At 36.8% G+C, this 17,970-nt stretch carries 17 protein-coding genes and 2 pseudogenes; 15 read left to right on the forward strand and 4 right to left on the reverse strand.

The window, feature by feature from the left end:
- Positions 1-198: 198 nt before the first annotated feature.
- Genes DWW85_RS00005 through DWW85_RS00020 form a run of 4 tightly spaced genes read left to right on the forward strand, consistent with a single transcriptional unit; the run spans position 199 to position 1,936 of the window.
- Positions 199-600, forward strand: a complete 402-nt coding sequence (locus DWW85_RS00005; protein ID WP_117807090.1) for a hypothetical protein — start codon at positions 199-201, stop codon at positions 598-600.
- Positions 590-886: a hypothetical protein gene (locus DWW85_RS00010; RefSeq protein ID WP_117807091.1), complete on the forward strand. Its 297-nt coding sequence runs from the start codon at positions 590-592 to the stop codon at positions 884-886. The genes DWW85_RS00005 and DWW85_RS00010 overlap by 11 nt, the downstream gene beginning before the upstream one ends.
- The gene (locus DWW85_RS00015) at positions 883-1,251 is read left to right on the forward strand and encodes a hypothetical protein (RefSeq protein ID WP_117807092.1); all 369 of its coding nucleotides are present in this window, start codon (positions 883-885) and stop codon (positions 1,249-1,251) included. The genes DWW85_RS00010 and DWW85_RS00015 overlap by 4 nt, the downstream gene beginning before the upstream one ends.
- A gap of 13 nt (positions 1,252-1,264) precedes the next feature.
- Complete coding sequence (locus tag DWW85_RS00020) at positions 1,265-1,936, forward strand: hypothetical protein (protein WP_117807093.1); 672 nt, start codon at positions 1,265-1,267, stop codon at positions 1,934-1,936.
- A gap of 307 nt (positions 1,937-2,243) precedes the next feature.
- On the opposite strand, the pseudogene DWW85_RS00025 reads toward DWW85_RS00020, so the two are convergent.
- Both DWW85_RS00025 and DWW85_RS00030 read right to left on the reverse strand, forming a co-directional pair.
- Positions 2,244-3,460: pseudogene (locus tag DWW85_RS00025) on the reverse strand (IS256 family transposase).
- 276 nt (positions 3,461-3,736) lie between these two features.
- Positions 3,737-4,657: a tyrosine-type recombinase/integrase gene (locus DWW85_RS00030; protein WP_117807094.1), complete on the reverse strand. Its 921-nt coding sequence runs from the start codon at positions 4,655-4,657 to the stop codon at positions 3,737-3,739.
- Positions 4,658-4,888: 231 nt separating this feature from the next.
- On the opposite strand from DWW85_RS00030, the gene DWW85_RS00035 reads away from it, so the two are divergent.
- The 8 genes and pseudogenes from DWW85_RS00035 (at position 4,889) to DWW85_RS00070 (ending at position 12,227) form a co-directional block, all read left to right on the forward strand.
- The gene (locus tag DWW85_RS00035; protein ID WP_117807095.1) at positions 4,889-5,815 is read left to right on the forward strand and encodes a YafY family protein; all 927 of its coding nucleotides are present in this window, start codon (positions 4,889-4,891) and stop codon (positions 5,813-5,815) included.
- 17 nt (positions 5,816-5,832) lie between these two features.
- Positions 5,833-6,192 (forward strand): annotated as a pseudogene (locus tag DWW85_RS12815) (MmcQ/YjbR family DNA-binding protein); the annotation flags it as partial.
- 300 nt (positions 6,193-6,492) lie between these two features.
- Complete coding sequence (locus DWW85_RS00045; RefSeq protein WP_117807097.1) at positions 6,493-7,179, forward strand: GyrI-like domain-containing protein; 687 nt, start codon at positions 6,493-6,495, stop codon at positions 7,177-7,179.
- Positions 7,180-7,388: 209 nt separating this feature from the next.
- Positions 7,389-8,666 (forward strand): ATP-binding protein, encoded by a 1,278-nt coding sequence (locus DWW85_RS00050; protein ID WP_117807098.1) that lies wholly within the window; start codon positions 7,389-7,391, stop codon positions 8,664-8,666.
- Between the two features lie 500 nt (positions 8,667-9,166).
- Positions 9,167-9,550, forward strand: a complete 384-nt coding sequence (locus tag DWW85_RS00055; RefSeq protein ID WP_044944522.1) for a C-GCAxxG-C-C family protein — start codon at positions 9,167-9,169, stop codon at positions 9,548-9,550.
- A gap of 246 nt (positions 9,551-9,796) precedes the next feature.
- Positions 9,797-11,506, forward strand: a complete 1,710-nt coding sequence (locus tag DWW85_RS00060; RefSeq protein ID WP_117807099.1) for a hypothetical protein — start codon at positions 9,797-9,799, stop codon at positions 11,504-11,506.
- A 158-nt stretch (positions 11,507-11,664) separates the two neighbouring features.
- Entirely contained in the window at positions 11,665-11,943 is a 279-nt protein-coding gene (locus tag DWW85_RS00065; RefSeq protein WP_117807100.1) for a hypothetical protein, read from the forward strand.
- Between the two features lie 26 nt (positions 11,944-11,969).
- The gene (locus tag DWW85_RS00070; RefSeq protein WP_117807101.1) at positions 11,970-12,227 is read left to right on the forward strand and encodes a hypothetical protein; all 258 of its coding nucleotides are present in this window, start codon (positions 11,970-11,972) and stop codon (positions 12,225-12,227) included.
- 106 nt (positions 12,228-12,333) lie between these two features.
- On the opposite strand, the gene DWW85_RS00075 is transcribed toward DWW85_RS00070, so the two are convergent.
- Together DWW85_RS00075 and DWW85_RS00080 are read right to left on the reverse strand one after the other, a co-directional pair.
- The gene (locus DWW85_RS00075) at positions 12,334-13,566 is read right to left on the reverse strand and encodes an HD domain-containing protein (RefSeq protein WP_117807102.1); all 1,233 of its coding nucleotides are present in this window, start codon (positions 13,564-13,566) and stop codon (positions 12,334-12,336) included.
- A gap of 81 nt (positions 13,567-13,647) precedes the next feature.
- Positions 13,648-15,021 (reverse strand): MATE family efflux transporter, encoded by a 1,374-nt coding sequence (locus DWW85_RS00080; RefSeq protein WP_117807103.1) that lies wholly within the window; start codon positions 15,019-15,021, stop codon positions 13,648-13,650.
- 338 nt (positions 15,022-15,359) lie between these two features.
- Here DWW85_RS00080 and DWW85_RS00085 point away from each other — a divergent pair, with 338 nt between their 5' ends.
- From DWW85_RS00085 to DWW85_RS00095, 3 genes are read left to right on the forward strand one after another with little or no spacing between them, the layout of a single operon-like run.
- Complete coding sequence (locus DWW85_RS00085; protein WP_117807104.1) at positions 15,360-16,403, forward strand: lysylphosphatidylglycerol synthase transmembrane domain-containing protein; 1,044 nt, start codon at positions 15,360-15,362, stop codon at positions 16,401-16,403.
- Positions 16,397-17,017 carry a CDP-alcohol phosphatidyltransferase family protein gene (locus tag DWW85_RS00090; RefSeq protein ID WP_117807105.1) on the forward strand — a complete coding sequence of 207 codons (621 nt, stop codon included), beginning with the start codon at positions 16,397-16,399 and terminating at the stop codon, positions 17,015-17,017. The genes DWW85_RS00085 and DWW85_RS00090 overlap by 7 nt, the downstream gene beginning before the upstream one ends.
- A 21-nt stretch (positions 17,018-17,038) precedes the next feature.
- On the forward strand, positions 17,039-17,926 hold the full coding sequence (locus tag DWW85_RS00095) for a phosphatidylserine decarboxylase (RefSeq protein ID WP_117807106.1): 888 nt from the start codon (positions 17,039-17,041) through the stop codon (positions 17,924-17,926).
- The last annotated feature ends 44 nt before the right edge of the window (positions 17,927-17,970 follow it).

Here is a 17,970-nt window from a genome sequence, read left to right on the forward strand (position 1 = left end):
GCAGAGAACTCCTTTTTTGTTTTTTTGTTGTGGTGACTAAAATATAACACAAAAGAAGCATCTCTGCTTTTTTTATATTCAGTTGTAACACATGTATTGTAATCCTACACAACAACGATAGTGTATTTTAAAATTGCGTTTGAAACTCTAGTGTGATATACTAAAAATGCTATACTAAAAGATATGGAGAGTATCCTTGTGGGAATATGGAAGAAAAACCCATTGGAAGAATATGATAACCAATTGGGGAAAATACAACAAGAAAAATTACAATTAAAACAACGTATGGAAGAATTGGAAAATCTTGAAAAGAATACATTAGAAGATAGAAAAGATGTTGGTCTTCGGATGTATATGAGAGAGGAAAAAAGAGAAAGATTGCTTTCAGAGGCAGAAGAATTAGGGTTTTCGCATGAATTAATTGAAGAACTTAGAAAAAAAACGAAAGATTGGAATCAGGATAATATAACAAATGAAATAATTGATGAATTTGAAAATTTAAATTTTTACATAGAAAAACAGGCTCCATACAGAAAAAATCCATTGTATTTTTTGGGCGGCATAACGAATATTGTAGGAGGTAATGAAAATGGTGATTAACATTACTACTCCTAAATATATTTCACTTATTCAAATCTTGTTAAGGACAAAGAAGTATTATAAGTTAAAAGGCTTGCCTGATGTTGTTGAAGGTTATGAAAAAAAATACTATATATTTTTGAGAAAGAGACATATACAAATAGAAATAGCGAATTCTAAAAATGAAACTATTGAGGAAATACAGAAATATTTAGATTGTATATTTAAAGATGATTATATAGGGATACAAGAAAAATATGCAGATGTATTTGAATTAAAAAGAGCAAGGTTAATAAAGTTGTCATGAAAGATAAACAGTTAGATAAATGGGCAGTGTTTGTGTTTTTGTTAATAGTTTTGATTATTCGACTATTACTGAAAGATGAACAAAGCAAGGGAATACAAATTATTGGTTTGTTGGGTGTTATAATTGCTTTGGCAGATCTATATGGTAATTTATATAAAGTAAATCATGAGAAAGATAAATTTAGGATTATATCAGGTTTGGCAGTGGTAATAGTATTCCTTTTTATGATTATATTGGCTGGAATGTTTTGGAATTTTATTGTTTTAGGAAGTAAAGGAAATGATATCTTAACTATATTAGCTTTACTAATCAGTTTGCCTAGCGACTTGTATTGTAGTTGGGTGACTAAATATATTGATAATTGAAATGGAGGACAAGATGGATAATTACATTAAAATATTGGAGACATGGAGCGGAGAACTAGAGGATTTATGTTATGAATTATATAGTATGCTTATGAAAGAAAATGCAGAAAAAAGAATTCAGTGTTTTCAGTTTATCTGTGAAAAAATTGGGGAAGTTGATTCTGACGAAAGTGTAAAAGTGGAAAGATACTTTACTGAGGGGGAAGTGGATAGTCTAAAAGAGCTTTATGGAAAATACGTTGATGAAGCAATAAATTCTGTTAGAAGAAAAGTGGTTAGCCAGAAATTATCAGTTCATGAATTTTATGCGCTTCTTTGGAATACAGTGTTTAGTGATTCATTATTGACTCTTGAGAAAGAAAGAGTGTTTGGATTATTATGGATTGTAGCGGATAATGGGATACCGTATTATGAGTTAGGGACACCATTGTCTATGGAAAATGACGAATATAAGAGGATTATTGAGGAAAATAAAAAATCATCGGAAAGAATATCCTATATTCTTTCGATTCCCCTTGAGCAAAGGACAGAGACATCTTCATTGATTTTAAAGGAATTATCTGGAAAAGATGAGGTGACACAAGCGGTTCTTTTAGCACAAGCATTTGCTATAAATTCAAAACGGGAGATGAAAGGATTTACCCAAGTCATTCAAGCGCTTCAGGAAGAACCGGAGAAAAAGTGATGAGTGATTCAGCAATTTAATTGGCTCCATTTTGGCTCTAAAAATTTGGGGCGAGGTACACAAAAATGCAAAATATGATGAATATGAAGAATAAAACGCACAAATGTGTACCGAGAAATAACCAAATTAAAGTGTACCCTTTGTCAAGGACAGAGACCGTTTCAAGTTTTGTGTAAACGTTAAAAACTGATATAAGATTTGTGAATAGTTACAAATGGGCAGAGCCGATTTCCCGGATTCTGCCCATATCTGCATTATACAGGAGTTTTTGGGCATGTCAATAAAACCTGCCTAAAACAAGCTGTTTTTACAGGTTGCGTCCGATTAGACGTTCTTCAAAATAGATTTCCAGCTGGGAATGGATCTGCCCCCAGTCCTGCCTGTGTCCGGTCCATTTTTTCGTGATATCCATAGTTGCCAGATACAGCATTTTTAAAAGGCTATCATCTGACGGAAAAACTGTCTTGCTTTTGGTCACTTTCCGAAGCTGACGGTTGAATCCTTCAATAGCATTTGTGGTATAAATCAAACGTCTTACAGCTTCTGGATACTTGAAATAAGTGGACAGGGTTGCCCAGTTATCATGCCAGGATTTATAGATTTTCGGGTACTTGGAATCCCATTTATCTTTGAACAATTCTAACTCATTTAAAGCTGTTTCTTCCGTTGGAGCCGCATATACAAGCTTCAGATCAGCCATCAGTTTTTTGATATCTTTGTAGGAGACAAACTTCGTTGAATTGCGGATCTGGTGAATGATACACTGCTGAATCTCTGTTTTTGGATAAACAGCCTCGATTGCCTGTGGAAATCCATTTAAACCATCAACGCATGCAATCAGGCTATCCTCAACACCTCTGTTTTTTAATCCATTCATGATAGAAAGCCAGAACTTTGCACTTTCGTTTTCCCCAACATACATTCCAAGGACATCTTTTTTTCCATTCATGTCGATACCAAGAGCAATGTAAACTGCACGTTTTACAATACGTCCTTCGCTACGGACATGATAATGGATTACATCCATAAATACTACAGCGTACACTTCTTCCAAAGGGCGTTCCTGCCATTCTTTTACAATCGGCAGGATTTTATCTGTGATCCTGCTGATTGTACTGTCAGAAATATCAATATCGTATAATTCACGCATGTGAGATTCAATGTCTCCAGTTGTCATTCCCTTGGCATACATGGAAAGTATTTTTCTTCCATGTCCTGAGTTACGGTATTCTGATATTTTTTAATCAGCTGTGGTTCATAATCACCGTTACGATCCCTTGGAATCGCCACATCCATATCTCCATAACTGGTGTGCATGGTTTTGCTGGAATGTCCATTTCTACTATTGTCTGTTTCTTTGTTTCGATAGTCATACTTGGAATATCCTAATTCCTCATCCAGTTCTTCATCCAAAGCACCTTCCAAAAGGACAGACATCATGTCACGCATGATGCTATTTACATCGGCGCCGTCTTTGATGCTGATATCATTATTTTTCAGATAGTCACGCATCATTTCTCTCATTGCTGCTTTTTGTGGGTTGTCTTTTCTTCTTGCCATAAAAATAACCTCCAGACTGAGTAATTTTATCTTACATCAGTTTGGAGGTTTACACAAACTTTGGGATACTCCCAATTTCCTATGATATTGCATAGGTCATTAAAATCATTAGCAACATATTTATATTTTGATAATTCATTCATTTTATTTTTTACCTCAGTTTTTTAGTAACGGATAATAAAATATTATCCTCCACAAAAGCAAACCCTCAACAACATATCAAAGGATTGCTGAACACCCTTATATCCTAAAATCCTTTCTAGGATGTTTCGAAACCAAAATATCCCTTTGCTTTGCCACGGCGACGTGTGTATATATTTCCGTTATATTAATAGAACTGTGACCTAACATTTCCTGAATATAGCGGATGTCAACATCTGCTTCCAGAAGACTGGTTGCAAATGTATGCCGGAACATATGGGGAGTAATATGCATATTAATAGACGTCATGTCAGAATATTTTTTTATCATTCTGCGTACCGCCTGGTCAGATAAAGCATTTCCGTTCTGATTGACAAAGAAATGGTTGCAATGATTGATTTCAGTATTAAAGTTATTTTGATATTCTCTCAAAATCTGAAGAACAGATTCGTTTCCAATTTGAATGCGACGTTCTTTATTCCCTTTACCGTATATAAGAATTGTTCCGTCGTATAAATTTACATCATTGACATGTAGCGCACAAAGCTCAGATATACGCATTCCACTTGAAAACAAAAGTTCAATGGCAGCCGCGTCACGCAAAGCGTTTCTTCTTTGGTAGGCTGTTCCGGCATTCTTGTGTTGTGAATAAATAGTAGTTAACAAAGCTTCTATAACAGGTAAAGGAATTGTTTTGGGTAATTTAACTGGCTCGCGAAAATGCACCAGTACTTTGTTAAAAGGGTTCTGTTCAATGAAATCTTTATATTCCAGAAAATGAAAGAAGGATTTTATGGATGCAATTTTGCGCTTTACAGTTTTAGGTTTGTATTGACAGTGTAAGGTAGCAATAAAACTTTCCAATATAGCAGAATTGACTTGTATTACTTCATCAGTACATATCTGTTCTGAAAATTGTCGTAAATCAATCCGATATGCTTTAAGTGTTTTTTCATCCAGGCATTTTTGCACATTGCAGTAATCCATATATTTTTTGATAAGTGTTTGTAAGTCGTTCATTGTAAAATCTCCTTTGTATTTTTTTCTTGTTAAAAGTATATCTTACATGATAAGAGAGAAAATTTTTTTATTTATGGGGATTCCGTAAGGAAATGAACAGATAATATGCGATTATTGTTTTACTGAACCGACAAAATAATTGAAGACAAGACTTTTTATAAGTATAATTAAAACATGACATACAGTTGACGTGTTTTGTATAGTATCATAGGAGTTGTTAAAGGAGAAATCATGAAAATAGACAGACAGATTGGGATTTTGTCAATGCTGTTACAAAAAGATACGGTTACCGCACCTTATCTTGCAGGAAAGTTTGAGGTATCCCGGCGAACCATAAACAGAGACATAGAAGATTTGTGCAAAGCGGGGATTCCCATTGTAACAAAACAGGGTGTGAATGGCGGTATTTCCATTATGGAGAACTATAGACTGGATAGGACACTATTTACACGGGGAGAAATGCAGGATATTCTTGCAGGACTGCGCAGTCTGGACAGTGTGAATGGAACAAACAGGTATGGACAATTGATGGAAAAGCTGTCAGTTGGTTCATCTGATTTTATGGTGGGTAACCAGACGGTATTGATTGATCTATCCTCTTGGTATAAGGATTCACTTGCACCTAAAATCGAATTGATACGCACATCAATTGATAAATGCAGAAAACTGGAATTCGTCTATTATTCTCCAAAAGGAGAGTCTGCACGTTGCATTGAGCCGTATTATCTGATTTTTCGGTGGTCAAGCTGGTATGTATGGGGATGGTGTATAAAACGTGGTGATTTTCGATTGTTCAAATTGAACCGAATGGATGAGGTAATAATATCGGAGCAGGAGTTTTCCCGAAGGCAGGTGCCAATGCCGGATTTAAGCGATGAAAAGATATTTCCCGGAGGGATAAAGGTCAAAGCATTATTTGAGAAAGACTGCAAATGGAGATTGGTTGAGGAATTTGGACCGGAATGTTTCAGTGTGCAGCAGAATGGAAAACTTTTGTTTCACGCAGATTACACAGATAAGGAAAATCTGATTACATGGTTGCTGTCCTTCAGGGACAAGGTAGAATTATTAGAACCAGAGGAAATACGGGAGGAGATTAAGGTCAATATCGAATGTATGAAAAAGAAATATGAAGGTAAAATTTTGGCTATAAAATAAAAAAGGAGAAATGCTTTATGAGGTATACATGGATTGACGAATATTTACTTAGCAAGGCAGGAGTGACAAAAGATCTCCAGAAGGATTGGAATTGGATTCGTTATCAAGTAGGTGGGAAAATGTTTGTCGCAGTCTGTTTGGTATGGGAGACGGATGAGCCATATTATATTACCCTAAAACTTGAACCAACGGAAGGTGATTTTTTGCGTCAACAGTACGAAGATATCATTCCTGGATATTATATGAATAAAACCCATTGGAATTCAATAAAACCAGATGGTGAAGTGCCCGACAATTTATTGAAAGACTTATTGGATAAATCGTATCAACTTGTGCTTGGTGGATTTAGTAAAAAGAAGCAGAGGGAAATATTAGAAGTGGCTCAATCGGTAAATATAATAAGCTGTTGTGGCACAGATTGTTCCAAGTGCGGGTGCTTTGGAAATATGTGCAAGGGGTGTAGTGCAAGTCTTGGAAAAGTATTTCATGCACCGGATGGTCAGGCGTGTCCAATATATGAATGCGTGGTAAATCAAAAAGACATGAAAGGATGTGGAGAGTGCGAGCATATCCCTTGTGATATATGGAGAAAAACAAAAGATCCTGCTTTTACAGAGGAAGAATTTGAACGTAATATACAGGAGCGAGTAGACAGATTAAAGAAAGGATGAAAAAAGATGGCGTTTGATTTTAAAAAAGAATACAAGGAATTTTATATGCCGAAGAATAAACCGGAAATTGTAAAAATTCCTCCAATGAATTATGTTGCAGTTCGCGGAAAGGGAAATCCGAATGTAGAGTGTGGTGATTACCAGCAGGCAATAAGCATTTTATATGCAGTTGCTTATACATTAAAAATGAGTTATAAGACAGATTATAAAATTGAAGGATTTTTTGAATATGTAGTACCGCCGCTGGAAGGATTCTGGTGGCAGGGTGAGCAGCATCCTGTGGATGCTGAGATGCGAACTGACCGAACCGACAGGCGAGAAAATGTCAAAGGAATTGATTATAGCAACAAAGATACATTTAATTGGATTTCTGTTATTCGTTTGCCTGATTTTATAACCGAAAAAGATTTTGCATGGGCGGTACAAACAGCAACCAAGAAGAAAAAAATAGATTGTTCGCCGGCAGAGTTTTTAACGATTGATGAGGGGCTTTGTGTCCAGATTATGCATCAAGGTTCATTTGATTCGGAACCTGCAACAATAGCTTTGCTGGAGGATTATTTGAAGGAGCAGGGCTATGAGAATAATATAAATGAACAGCGTTTACACCATGAGATTTATATGTCCGATGCAAGAAAGGTTGCTCCTGAAAAATGGAAAACTGTAATTAGACATCCAATCAAGAAAGTATAGAGGCAAATTGCATTGAGTGAGATTAGAGAATGAAACGAAAGTAATATAGTGGATATACAGATAGAGCAGCCGAGAGGCTGCTTTTTGTTTTTGTGAATGAACATTAAATCTCAAAAATTAATATTTTTTATGAAAAAAAATTGCATAAAAAATAATCGGTGATATAATAATGATAAGTAAATAGAAAAAGTGACTTGGAGGAATGAGCCATGATTATAGAGGTAAGAGCAAAAAACTGTTATGCATTTGAGGATGATATTACATTTTCAATGAAAGCAGATATGCGAAATAAAAAATTTGGAGCCAATGTTCATAAAGAGAACAATTTTAATGTCCTTAAAACGGTAGGAATATATGGACCAAACAATGCAGGGAAAACATGTTTAATTAAGTGTATTAGGGCAATAAGAAATGTGCTTTTAAATAAGAAAAATGGACTGATGCCGAATATATTTACTGATAATGATGTATGCGAATTAGGTGTTACATTTATGGCATCTGGAAGAAAATTTTCTTATGATTTTAAGTATGACGCAGAAAAAGAAGAATATATATATGAGTCATTTTCGGAGATATTTAAAGATAAGTACAACAACGAAAAGGTAGTTTGTTGGTTGAAAAAAGATACTGTTAGTGAAATATATGAGTGTATTGATGAATCTGTTCAGACTATGATTTCAGTTGTATCAAAGAATAATTTGTTATGCTATGTGGTAGATACAAGTAAATTCGAACATATCAATGAGATGAAGCAGATCCTTGTCGGATTTGCAGAAAAAATTGATATCATCAATATGAATAACATACCTATGCAGCGCACGATTGAACTCATGAAGAATAAGAATCAGTTGCAGCAGAAGGTTGTTGGGTTCATAAAAAATGCTGACTTATACATGGATAATTTTGAATATGTGGATATGGATAGGATACAGCTGAAAACTGGTGAAGGCGTCGAAAAGCCAGATGAGAAAATGCTAGATATTCCAGAGAACATTATGGATCAAATCAGATTGGTATCCACTTATAAGGGAGTCCATGTGCCAAGCATGATGTTTGACTCCACAGGAACAAAGAAGATTGCGGCTATTGCCAGCTATGTAATTAAAGCACTTGAACAAGGCAGGATCTTAGTCGTGGATGAGTTGGATAGCAGTATTCATTTTAAGCTTACTAGGGCGATTGTTGCTATGTTTAATAATGAATTGAATACAAGTGCACAGATGATATTTACAGTACATGATATAAATCTTATGGATTGCAAGAGAATGTTCCGGAAGGAGCAGATTTGGTTTGTTCATAAGGATGAAGAAGGCGTATATGTGTATTCACTTGCAGATTTTACAGCACAGCAGGGAGTGCGAGATACGACAGATGTTATGGAAAAATATAGAAAAGGTGCGCTTGGCGCTTTACCTGATCCAGAATTGATTAACTCTTTGCTTAGCATTAAAAGTGGTGTAAAGGGGGATGATGCCGATGCCAAATAACAACTAATAGAAGATGCTATTAGTAATGCTGGAACATATTAATATTGAAATAGTAATGATTGCAAAATGCTTGCAAAAAGTCCAAAAACGACAAAGAATATGTAGAATTTTAAGAATAATTGTACCAAATATAGATGTTTACAATTTGATTAGATACAATATATAGTTGCCGAAATCGAGTTTGAATAAGAGCCACAAGTCTTGGAACCCGCTAAACAAGCGGCTTCCGAGACTTTTTCTTTTGCTCTGCTACTAATTTGCGACTAATAGCAACTACTCTATTTCACATCGTTTTGTTTTTTTAGATAGCTTTTCTTTGAGGCATGTGAAAAAATGATGAAAAGGTATTTGCGATGGTATTTGTATCTTGTATAATAATTTTACAATTATATTTTTAATTCAGCAGATGATTTTTACCGAAAAGTATGCTGCTCATTAAAAACAATGGCAAATGGGTATTTTTATATCCAGATATACAAATGATAAACAGGAGGTTTTTTATGGATAAACACATAGAAAAAGCAATGCAGTTAAGAAGTAATGCGATGTGCCCGAACTGTGCGGAAACGATAATGATGACCTATGCAGAGGAGCTTGGTTTGTCGGAGAGCCAGATGAAGGCACTTGGTACAAATTTTGGTGGAGGAATGAAGTCAGGCAGTACATGTGGAGCTGTGACAGGAGCACTGATGGTACTTGGAGCATTGGGAATCTCAGATCCTCATATCGTAGGAGAGTTCCAGAGAAAGATGAAAGAGAATCATAATGGTATGATAAATTGCTTTGATCTGTTAAGAGCAAATGCACAGGCGGGCGGTCAGAAGAAACCACATTGTGACGGTATGATCAAAGAAGCCATTGAACTGATAGAAGAATATCGATAGACATTTTTATATGAATGAATTGACAACAAAAGATAATCACCATATTTCTGTGGAAATGTAGGTGGTTGATGATTGGTAAAAGAAAAATATAATTAGCGATCTATAACTATTGTTGATTTTTTTCGTTGATCTACCTATAATAAATATTAACAGAACCCAACACGCCTCTCAACGATGCGGACCACGTTGGGTCTTTTAATTTAATAAAAATGGGTATTATAGCTAATACTTTAGAAGGAGAAAAATATGAGAGGAAAACGAGGACTTTTACTAGCCGTAGTTATTTTATTAGTATTCGGTATATTTGCATTTCAGGGAGCCGATATAGAGACTTATGCAAAAGGTACAACTTCGAAATGGACGGTAACTACGAGTAAAAAAACTTATGCTTATACAGGAAAGAAAATTAAACCGAAAGTTACAGTGAAGTATAAGGGGAAGAAATTAAAACCGAAGAACTATAAGGTTATATATCCTAAAAAGCCCGTCAAACCGGGTAAGTACAAAATTAAAGTTACCTTAAAAGGCAAATATAAAGGTACAAAATTAAAAGGAAGCAAAACCATAGAATATAGCATAGCGGTTCCTGCGGTAAAAGGTCTGAGTGGCACAATTAAGAGCGGTGAGTATTATGGGGATGCTTTATGCTTTAGCTGGGATAACAATTCGGCTATGAATATCGATGGATATGACATAGAAGTAAAAAATAATGGGAAAAATGGAAATAAATTAACAAAGAAGAAAATAGAAGCTTATTATAGCAACTACAATGTTGAGATTTATGAATATGGGACGACATATACATTCCGCATACGTTCCTATAAGAAAATAGGCGGGAAAAAATATTATTCCAAATGGTCTAAAGTAACGAAAAAGGTACCGGTACCAGATTATCATATGACTACTAAGACAGTAAATGGGATAGAGCTTGCATACAAGCAGGACGCATTTCCATTCTTTAAATATACCGGTTATTCGAGTTATGATGGCGATGTAAAGGACAGAACTTCAAAGAATTTTGCACAGTGCTATTTTCCGATCTTTATTAAGCAGAGGCTGAAGGATAATTTTATAATTCATACAGAATATAATGAAAAATGTGGATTTAGCAGTTTTTCACATTCGCAATACATTCCGAACAGAAAAGATGTTCAGGTAGCAACAAATATATCGGTGACATATTATAATGAAATGCCGGTTGAAGATAAAATGCAGCAGGCCCTTTATAAGCAGGGCTATGTTGGATACATACTTGTAAATGCAAGCTGTCTGTTGGATAAAAAGCAATCGGTAGGTGTATATTTTGGTGATGCAAAGGTTGTAACACTGGTATCAAATGGATATTCAAAAGCCAAGGAATATGACTACAGAAAATATAGAGGATATAATCCGTTCATAGAACCTGTGTATATTTATGAAAGCGAAGTGCTTCTAAAAGATATGTTAAAAGATGTTGCTAAATGTGCACCAAACATGACAGATTATGAAACATATACGGCACTTAAATATTGGAGCAGTAGTCATAGTTATTCAGAGTATACATGCTGGGGTGCGGCGACGGTAGCAAATGCCATGACAGAACTTGGTTATCCCTATATAATATTATTCTGTTCATATGATGGGGAAAATGGTCTTTATAATGATTATAGCCGGTATTATTCTGCTGCAAGTAAAAAGCCGCATAATGCAAGTGGACATATGGTGACACTGATTTTTATGGGGCAGGGTAAGTTTGTAGAATGTGAGGTTCAGGGGTATGCATCGGACAGTCCAGAATTTAAGTTTGATCCTACGGGTTGGCATAAACCAACTTATAGTACATTAACTTCTGCATCATGTAAGTTCGCTTTGAATGAATATAATACGATCGAAGAGTTAATGAAGGGTGATTATTATGTAGATATCAACAAGTATGATCCATATGACTGGCATACATGGTCTGCTCATTTAGAGTAATAGTGCAAATAGATAAAAGTACTTGCATATTTATCTGCATTTATATATAATGGAAAAACATCGAAAATAATTGAAAAGACAAGGTATATATTAGGACGAGGCTAAAAGTCTGTCCGGATATATACCTTTTTTATATTATTTTCAATGGAGGTGCTGATATGGCATACAAATTTACAGAAAAAAGAAACAACATTCAGGAACAGACCACATATGTGCTCTACATGATCGTCAGCAGTTATTTTCACAAAAGCATCTGTAATTCCCGAACATTGGAGACATCGTTGTATCTTCATTATCTGGAGATGCCGAAGAGCCAGCAGGAAAATCTGGAGAAGCAGGTGATCCGAAGATCGGAACAGGATCTTGGGGAAGTCATGTCTGTGCTTTCTCAGATGAATTGTGAGGTCGTGTTTACCCACAGGGATAACCGATACTAACAGTTGCTTTATTAGGTAGTATATTGATGATGCTTGTTGGTACAATGATAAAACTTAGTATATCGATAGAGGACAAAACACGGTATGAATTTGTTATTTACGATAAAGAATATGTTGTTCTTTCATCATCAGGCGATAAAATTTTAGTTGTTCCGTTCCAGATAGATAATAATGGCGGCTACATATTTAATACAAAAGAGTATATGTTTAAAGATTCTTATAGTGGGGTATATGAATATAAAAATATAGAAAGATGTCCTAAAATAGTGAAGAATGCAAATTGAAGTATTTAATATAGATAAAAGGAGAAGAAAGATATCATAAAAATGGCAGAAATTTGGATTTTATACCCTTGTTCCCCACCCATTGGGGAACAAGGGATGACATCTATCAGAAAATAGTGTCAAAATATCCAATATAATTTACATCATATTTCCCATTTGGAAACAGATAGTGATAGAGATCAATAAAATAATCATCTGTCATACTGGCAATAAAATCAACTACAATGTCATTCGGATCACTATTCCAGTATTCATCTATGAAAGTATTTACATTAAAATAGCGGGAAGCCTTATTGGCTGTTCGCAGATATTCAATATGGTGTTTGTACAGAATAGAGTTTTTATCATGGTTTTTTGCTTGTTTTAATAGTTCTGTATAAAGTTCATAAAACATTGGTCTGACATTATTTGTGTACATAGCCTCAATTTTAGGATTACCATATATCCATTCATAGTTTTCTTTTTTGGCGAGGGAAAAAGCTTCATAGATTTCTTCGTCCATGCTGATGTATGATTCTCCATAACTGTTTTCTATAATACTGACAGTCATGTTATTAATAATTTCTGCATTTGTAGTGCCAATAGCTCTGGAGGAGAATGGAGGCTGTTCTGGAACAAGTCCAATCTTGGCTGCATCCTGCCGATCCTTTCCGATATATGCAATAATATCACTGATACGCATAATACACCCTTCTAAAGTTGATGGGATTTGTTTTTTATTTGCAGTGATGTCGGTATAGCAGCTTTCAACATTTCTATCAAATTCAGCAAAAGTATTCAGTTTTTTAGGGGTATATTCCTGTTGTTCCATTTCACCATTATGACAAAGAATTCCGTTCAGGACCTGTAAGCTGACATTTCGGCAGACCAGTTTGTCCAGAACCCGGACACTTTGGACATTATGATTAAATAAGCGGCTTGTATTTTCTGAATATAATTCATTCAGGAAACGTTCTCCTGCATGACCGAAAGGGGTATGTCCGATATCATGACCAAGTGAAATCGCTTCGATAAGATCTAGATTAAGATTGAGACTTGCACCGATTGTGCGTGCAATTCTTGAAACTAACTGTACATGAAGTGCACGGCGGGAGACATCATCGTTTTTATAGCAGGATAGAACCTGCGTTTTATCTGAATATCGATTGTAATAATTATTATGTAGGATTTTTTCGACGTCCATTACAAAAGCAGGACGCCAGAGTTTTGGATTGTCATGATTCGCATATCGCCTGATGATCTGTGTATCTTTACATGCGTATGGATTTTCTGTATGTTTTATGCGGTCTTCTTTGATCCGTTCAGAAATTTCATTGGATAGTGAATGATATTGACTCATATGTTACCCTCCCTTTAATAATATATGTATACAATATACCAGAAATTTGACAGACAAAAAAGTATTTAATTTAATAATTTATTACAGATTTTGATGGGTGGAAGCAAAATTCCCCTCCACCTTCTTCATATGTCTTACATACACGATAAACAGTGCGCACCCGGTAAATATCCATGAAGCCGCATATACATTCAGCAGCCAGTCAAATGTTGAACGCAGGCGGAAGACTGTTCCAAGCCAGATCAAGCGGAAAACAACCGTTCCTAAGATGGTGAAGATTGCAGGTTCCACTGATTTGCCCATACCACGGAGAGCGGCACTTTCAACTTCATAAGTAGTGGTTAGACCTTCCAATGAGCAGACATGATACATACGGATCAAAGCATAGGCAGCGACTGCTGTACTTTTTGTGTAGATTCCGACGAAAAAGTCACTCCATACGATAAAGATAACTGCGAGAATCTCTGTGAAGACAATGCCAAACAGCATATTTAACCAGAACACCTTCTTGCAGCGTTTGATGTTTCCTGCGCCATAGTTCTGGCTGGTGAAGGTGACCGTTGCCTGTGCAAATGCATTTGCAATGTCATAGGTAAAATATTCAAAATTAAGCGCAAGAGAAGAACCTGCAATCGCAAATTTGCCAAATGAATTAATACCACTCTGGATAAAAACATTCGAGATCGAGAAAATGGTTCCCTGGATACCGGATGGAATACCGATTTGAAGGATCTTGCGCAGATATGGGCGTACAATCTTCATCCGGTTGAACCGGAATGCAAATTCATCATCTCTGCGGTAAAGGTATACCATGACCATAACAGCACTGATAACATTAGAGATTACAGTGGAAATGGCAACACCGGCAACACCCAGATGAAAGCAGATGACGAGGATCAGATTCAGGATGACATTTACGATACCGGAGATGATAAGGTAGAACATTGGTCGTCTGGTATCACCGAAGCTTCGCAGAATGGCAGCTCCAAAATTATAAACGGTCATAAACGGAATGCTTAAGAAATAGATGCGGATATATAACAGTGCTTCGGTAAGAACACCGGACGGAGTACCGGATAATTCCAGAATGATCCGGGCAGAGGCAAAGCCGAGGATCATAAGCCCAAGTCCGAGGATTGTGCCAAATGTCAGGATCGTATGTACCATATCGTTGATCTTGTCACGCTGTTTCTGACCGATCAGATTAGCGAGGACGGCATTTGGTCCCACAGCCAGACCGACGATCAGGTTGACAAAGATGCCGACCAGAGCCACACAGCTTCCGACTGCAGCGAGCGCATTATCTCCGGCAAATCTGCCGACAACAGCGACATCTGCGGAGTTGAATAATTGCTGTAAAATGCTGCTGAATGCAAGCGGCAGTGAAAAAAGGATCAGCTTGCCAACCAATCCCCCGTTTAACATATCCATTTCTTTTGACTGTATCGTTTTCATATCTATAATCCCAAAGTAGTATTTTAAAATGTTTTTTCACACATTAGAAGCAGAATCTATTTAAACACTATCGACAAATGTCGTCAAGATGGGATTATAAAAAATACGCTTTTCTGTAATGTTTTTTCAGTTGTGTTGTCATATAAGCGATGGAAGGTGAATAAGGAATTAAAAACACTTTGCAATACAACATTAAATATTATTAATGTGATATTAATGTCAGATTTAACATTTTTTTCAAACGTTGTGATATACTGAAACAGATATTGGCAAAGACATGGTAAAGAAACAGTAAAAATGCTTCATGCATAAGGCAGTGAAATTGGAAATGAGGACGTATGGAGAGTAAGAAAAAATGGATATTTAATATAATTTTTTTGCTTCTGATCTTTGCAGCAACCCTTTATGGTGTGTTTCATGGCAAGGATATGGGGCGGATCATCGAAATAATTAAAACTGTGAACCCGTTTTGGTTGATTCCCGGCGTTATCTGTGTAATAATCTTCATATGGGGAGAATCTATCATTATTCATTATCTGATGCATTCACTAGGTATAAAGGTAAAGAAATGGATCTGCTTTTTATTTTCATCCGTTGGCTTTTTCTTTAGCTGCATTACTCCGTCTGCATCGGGCGGCCAGCCGGCACAGGTTTACTATATGAAGAAAGAAGATATACCGATTCCGATCTCAACGATGGTATTGTTGATCATAACCATTATCTACAAGATGGTACTGGTACTGCTTGGTGTTGCATTGGTGATTTTTGGGCAGGGATTTATACATCGGTATTTATCGGATGCAATCTTCTGGTTTTATCTCGGAATGGGATTGAATGTGGTGTGTGTAGCGATTATGGTTGTATTTGCATTTCATCCGAATTTTGCAAAGTCAATTATGATCAAAGGGCATATTTTGTTAGAAAGAATCCATATATTAAAACATAGAAAGTCAAGAGCAAAGAAGCTGGTTCAGTCGATGGATCAGTATCGGGGGGCTGCTGTTTATTTGCAGGAAAATAAAAAGGTGCTGATCGTTGTATTCCTCATTACGATGGTGCAGCGGTTTGCGTTGTTTGCAGCAACCTGGTTCGTATATCTTGCATTTGGATTAAAAGGAACATCAGCGTTTACCGTGATACTTCTTCAAGGCTCAATTGCGGTTGCAGTTGATATGCTGCCGCTTCCGGGCGGAATGGGAATCAGTGAGAAGATATTCCTTGATATCTTCCTTCCGGTATTTGGAAGTATGCTTCTCCTTCCGGGTATGGTATTGTCCCGTGGCCTGGGGTATTATACGGAACTGATCCTCAGTGCGATATTTACGATTGTTGCAAATTTTACTATTGGAAGAAAAAAGAAAAGTGTGGTAGAGAAATGTTAGGTGTTTATGATTATACAGTAATTCTTACATATATCAGTCTGATGGTGTCCATCGGTGGTATGTTATTTTCGTTAAATGGCGACTGCCGGATGGCGCTTGTATGTCTGGCAATTTCCGGTTTGTGCGATATGTTTGACGGCAAGGTTGCACGGACAAAGAAAGATCGTACAGAGGTTGAAAAACGATTTGGAATCCAGATTGATTCTCTGGCGGATATTGTCTGCTTTGGAGTTTCACCGGCAATCCTTTGCTACCGCATGGGAATGCGTGGATTGACTGGTGTTGCGATCCTGTTATTCTATGTGCTGTCGGGCTTGATCCGTCTGGCATGGTTTAATGTTTCTGAGGAAGTCAGACAGGATGAGACAGAGGAAAAACGTAAATATTATCAGGGACTTCCGATCACATCTATGGCTGTGCTTTTGCCACTTCTGGCAGTATTTAAGCCGATGCTTGGCAAGCGGGAATTCATGCTTAGCCTTCATGCGTTGGTACTGTTGGTCGGTTTGCTGTTTATTACAAATTTCAAATTCCGTAAACCAAAGAACCGCACACTGGCGATCATCGTTGGCGTTGTAACGCTGGCGGTACTTCGAATGCTCCATATATGGTAGGAGAAGATTGGAGAAAAGAAAATGAGTATCATATATATAGATCGAAAAGGACATAAAAGACAGGGCGAGACCGGTCAGGATCGCCTGCTTGCATTTATCTATGGACATGCAGTGACGAGGTGTCTGATCCGTCCCTTTCTGTCACCGGTAGTGTCCCGCATAGGCGGGGCATTTTTGGATACCCGGATTTCAGGACTGGCAGTTCCGGGGTTTGTAAAGAAGAATGGCATTGATCTGTCCTTATATGAGAAACAGATATTTGATTCATATAATGATTTTTTCACTCGAAAGATCAGAGCAGAAGAACGACCGGTTAATCCGGATGCAAATGCGCTGGTCAGCCCAAGTGATGGAAAGGTCAGTGTGTATAAGATCCATGAAAATGGACATTTTCTTATTAAACACACCGGGTATACATTGGAACAGTTGTTGCAGGACAAGAAGCTGGCTAAGCGATATCTGGACGGACATATTTATGTGATCCGATTGACGGTAGATGATTATCACAGGTATTGCTATGCAGCAGATGGAAGAAAATCCGAACAGCGTAAGATAGCAGGAATTCTGCATACGGTGAACCCGGTTGCAAATGATGTCTGTCCGATCTACAAGATGAATTCCAGAGAGTATTGTCTGATAAAGACGGAGCAGTTTGGAACGCTTCTTCAGATGGAAGTCGGGGCATTGATGGTTGGTAAGATCAGTAATAATCAGCAAGGCTTGGGATTTGTTCATAAGGGTGTTGAAAAAGGACGATTTGAATTCGGCGGTTCAACGATCATTCTGCTGACACAGAAGAATGTCGTGATACCGGATCAGGATTTATTGGAACATACCGGATCAGGAATGGAAACACTGGTGAAAATGGGAGAGCAGATCGGACGATCAGCGAACCGTTTGGATGCATAATTGGATATGCAGATATATATCGAAAGAATAGTCAGGTGATCATA

The sequence above is a fragment of the Clostridium sp. AF17-21AC genome, from assembly GCF_003461365.1.
Taxonomy (GTDB): Bacteria; Bacillota; Clostridia; order Lachnospirales; family Lachnospiraceae; genus Coprococcus; species Coprococcus ammoniilyticus.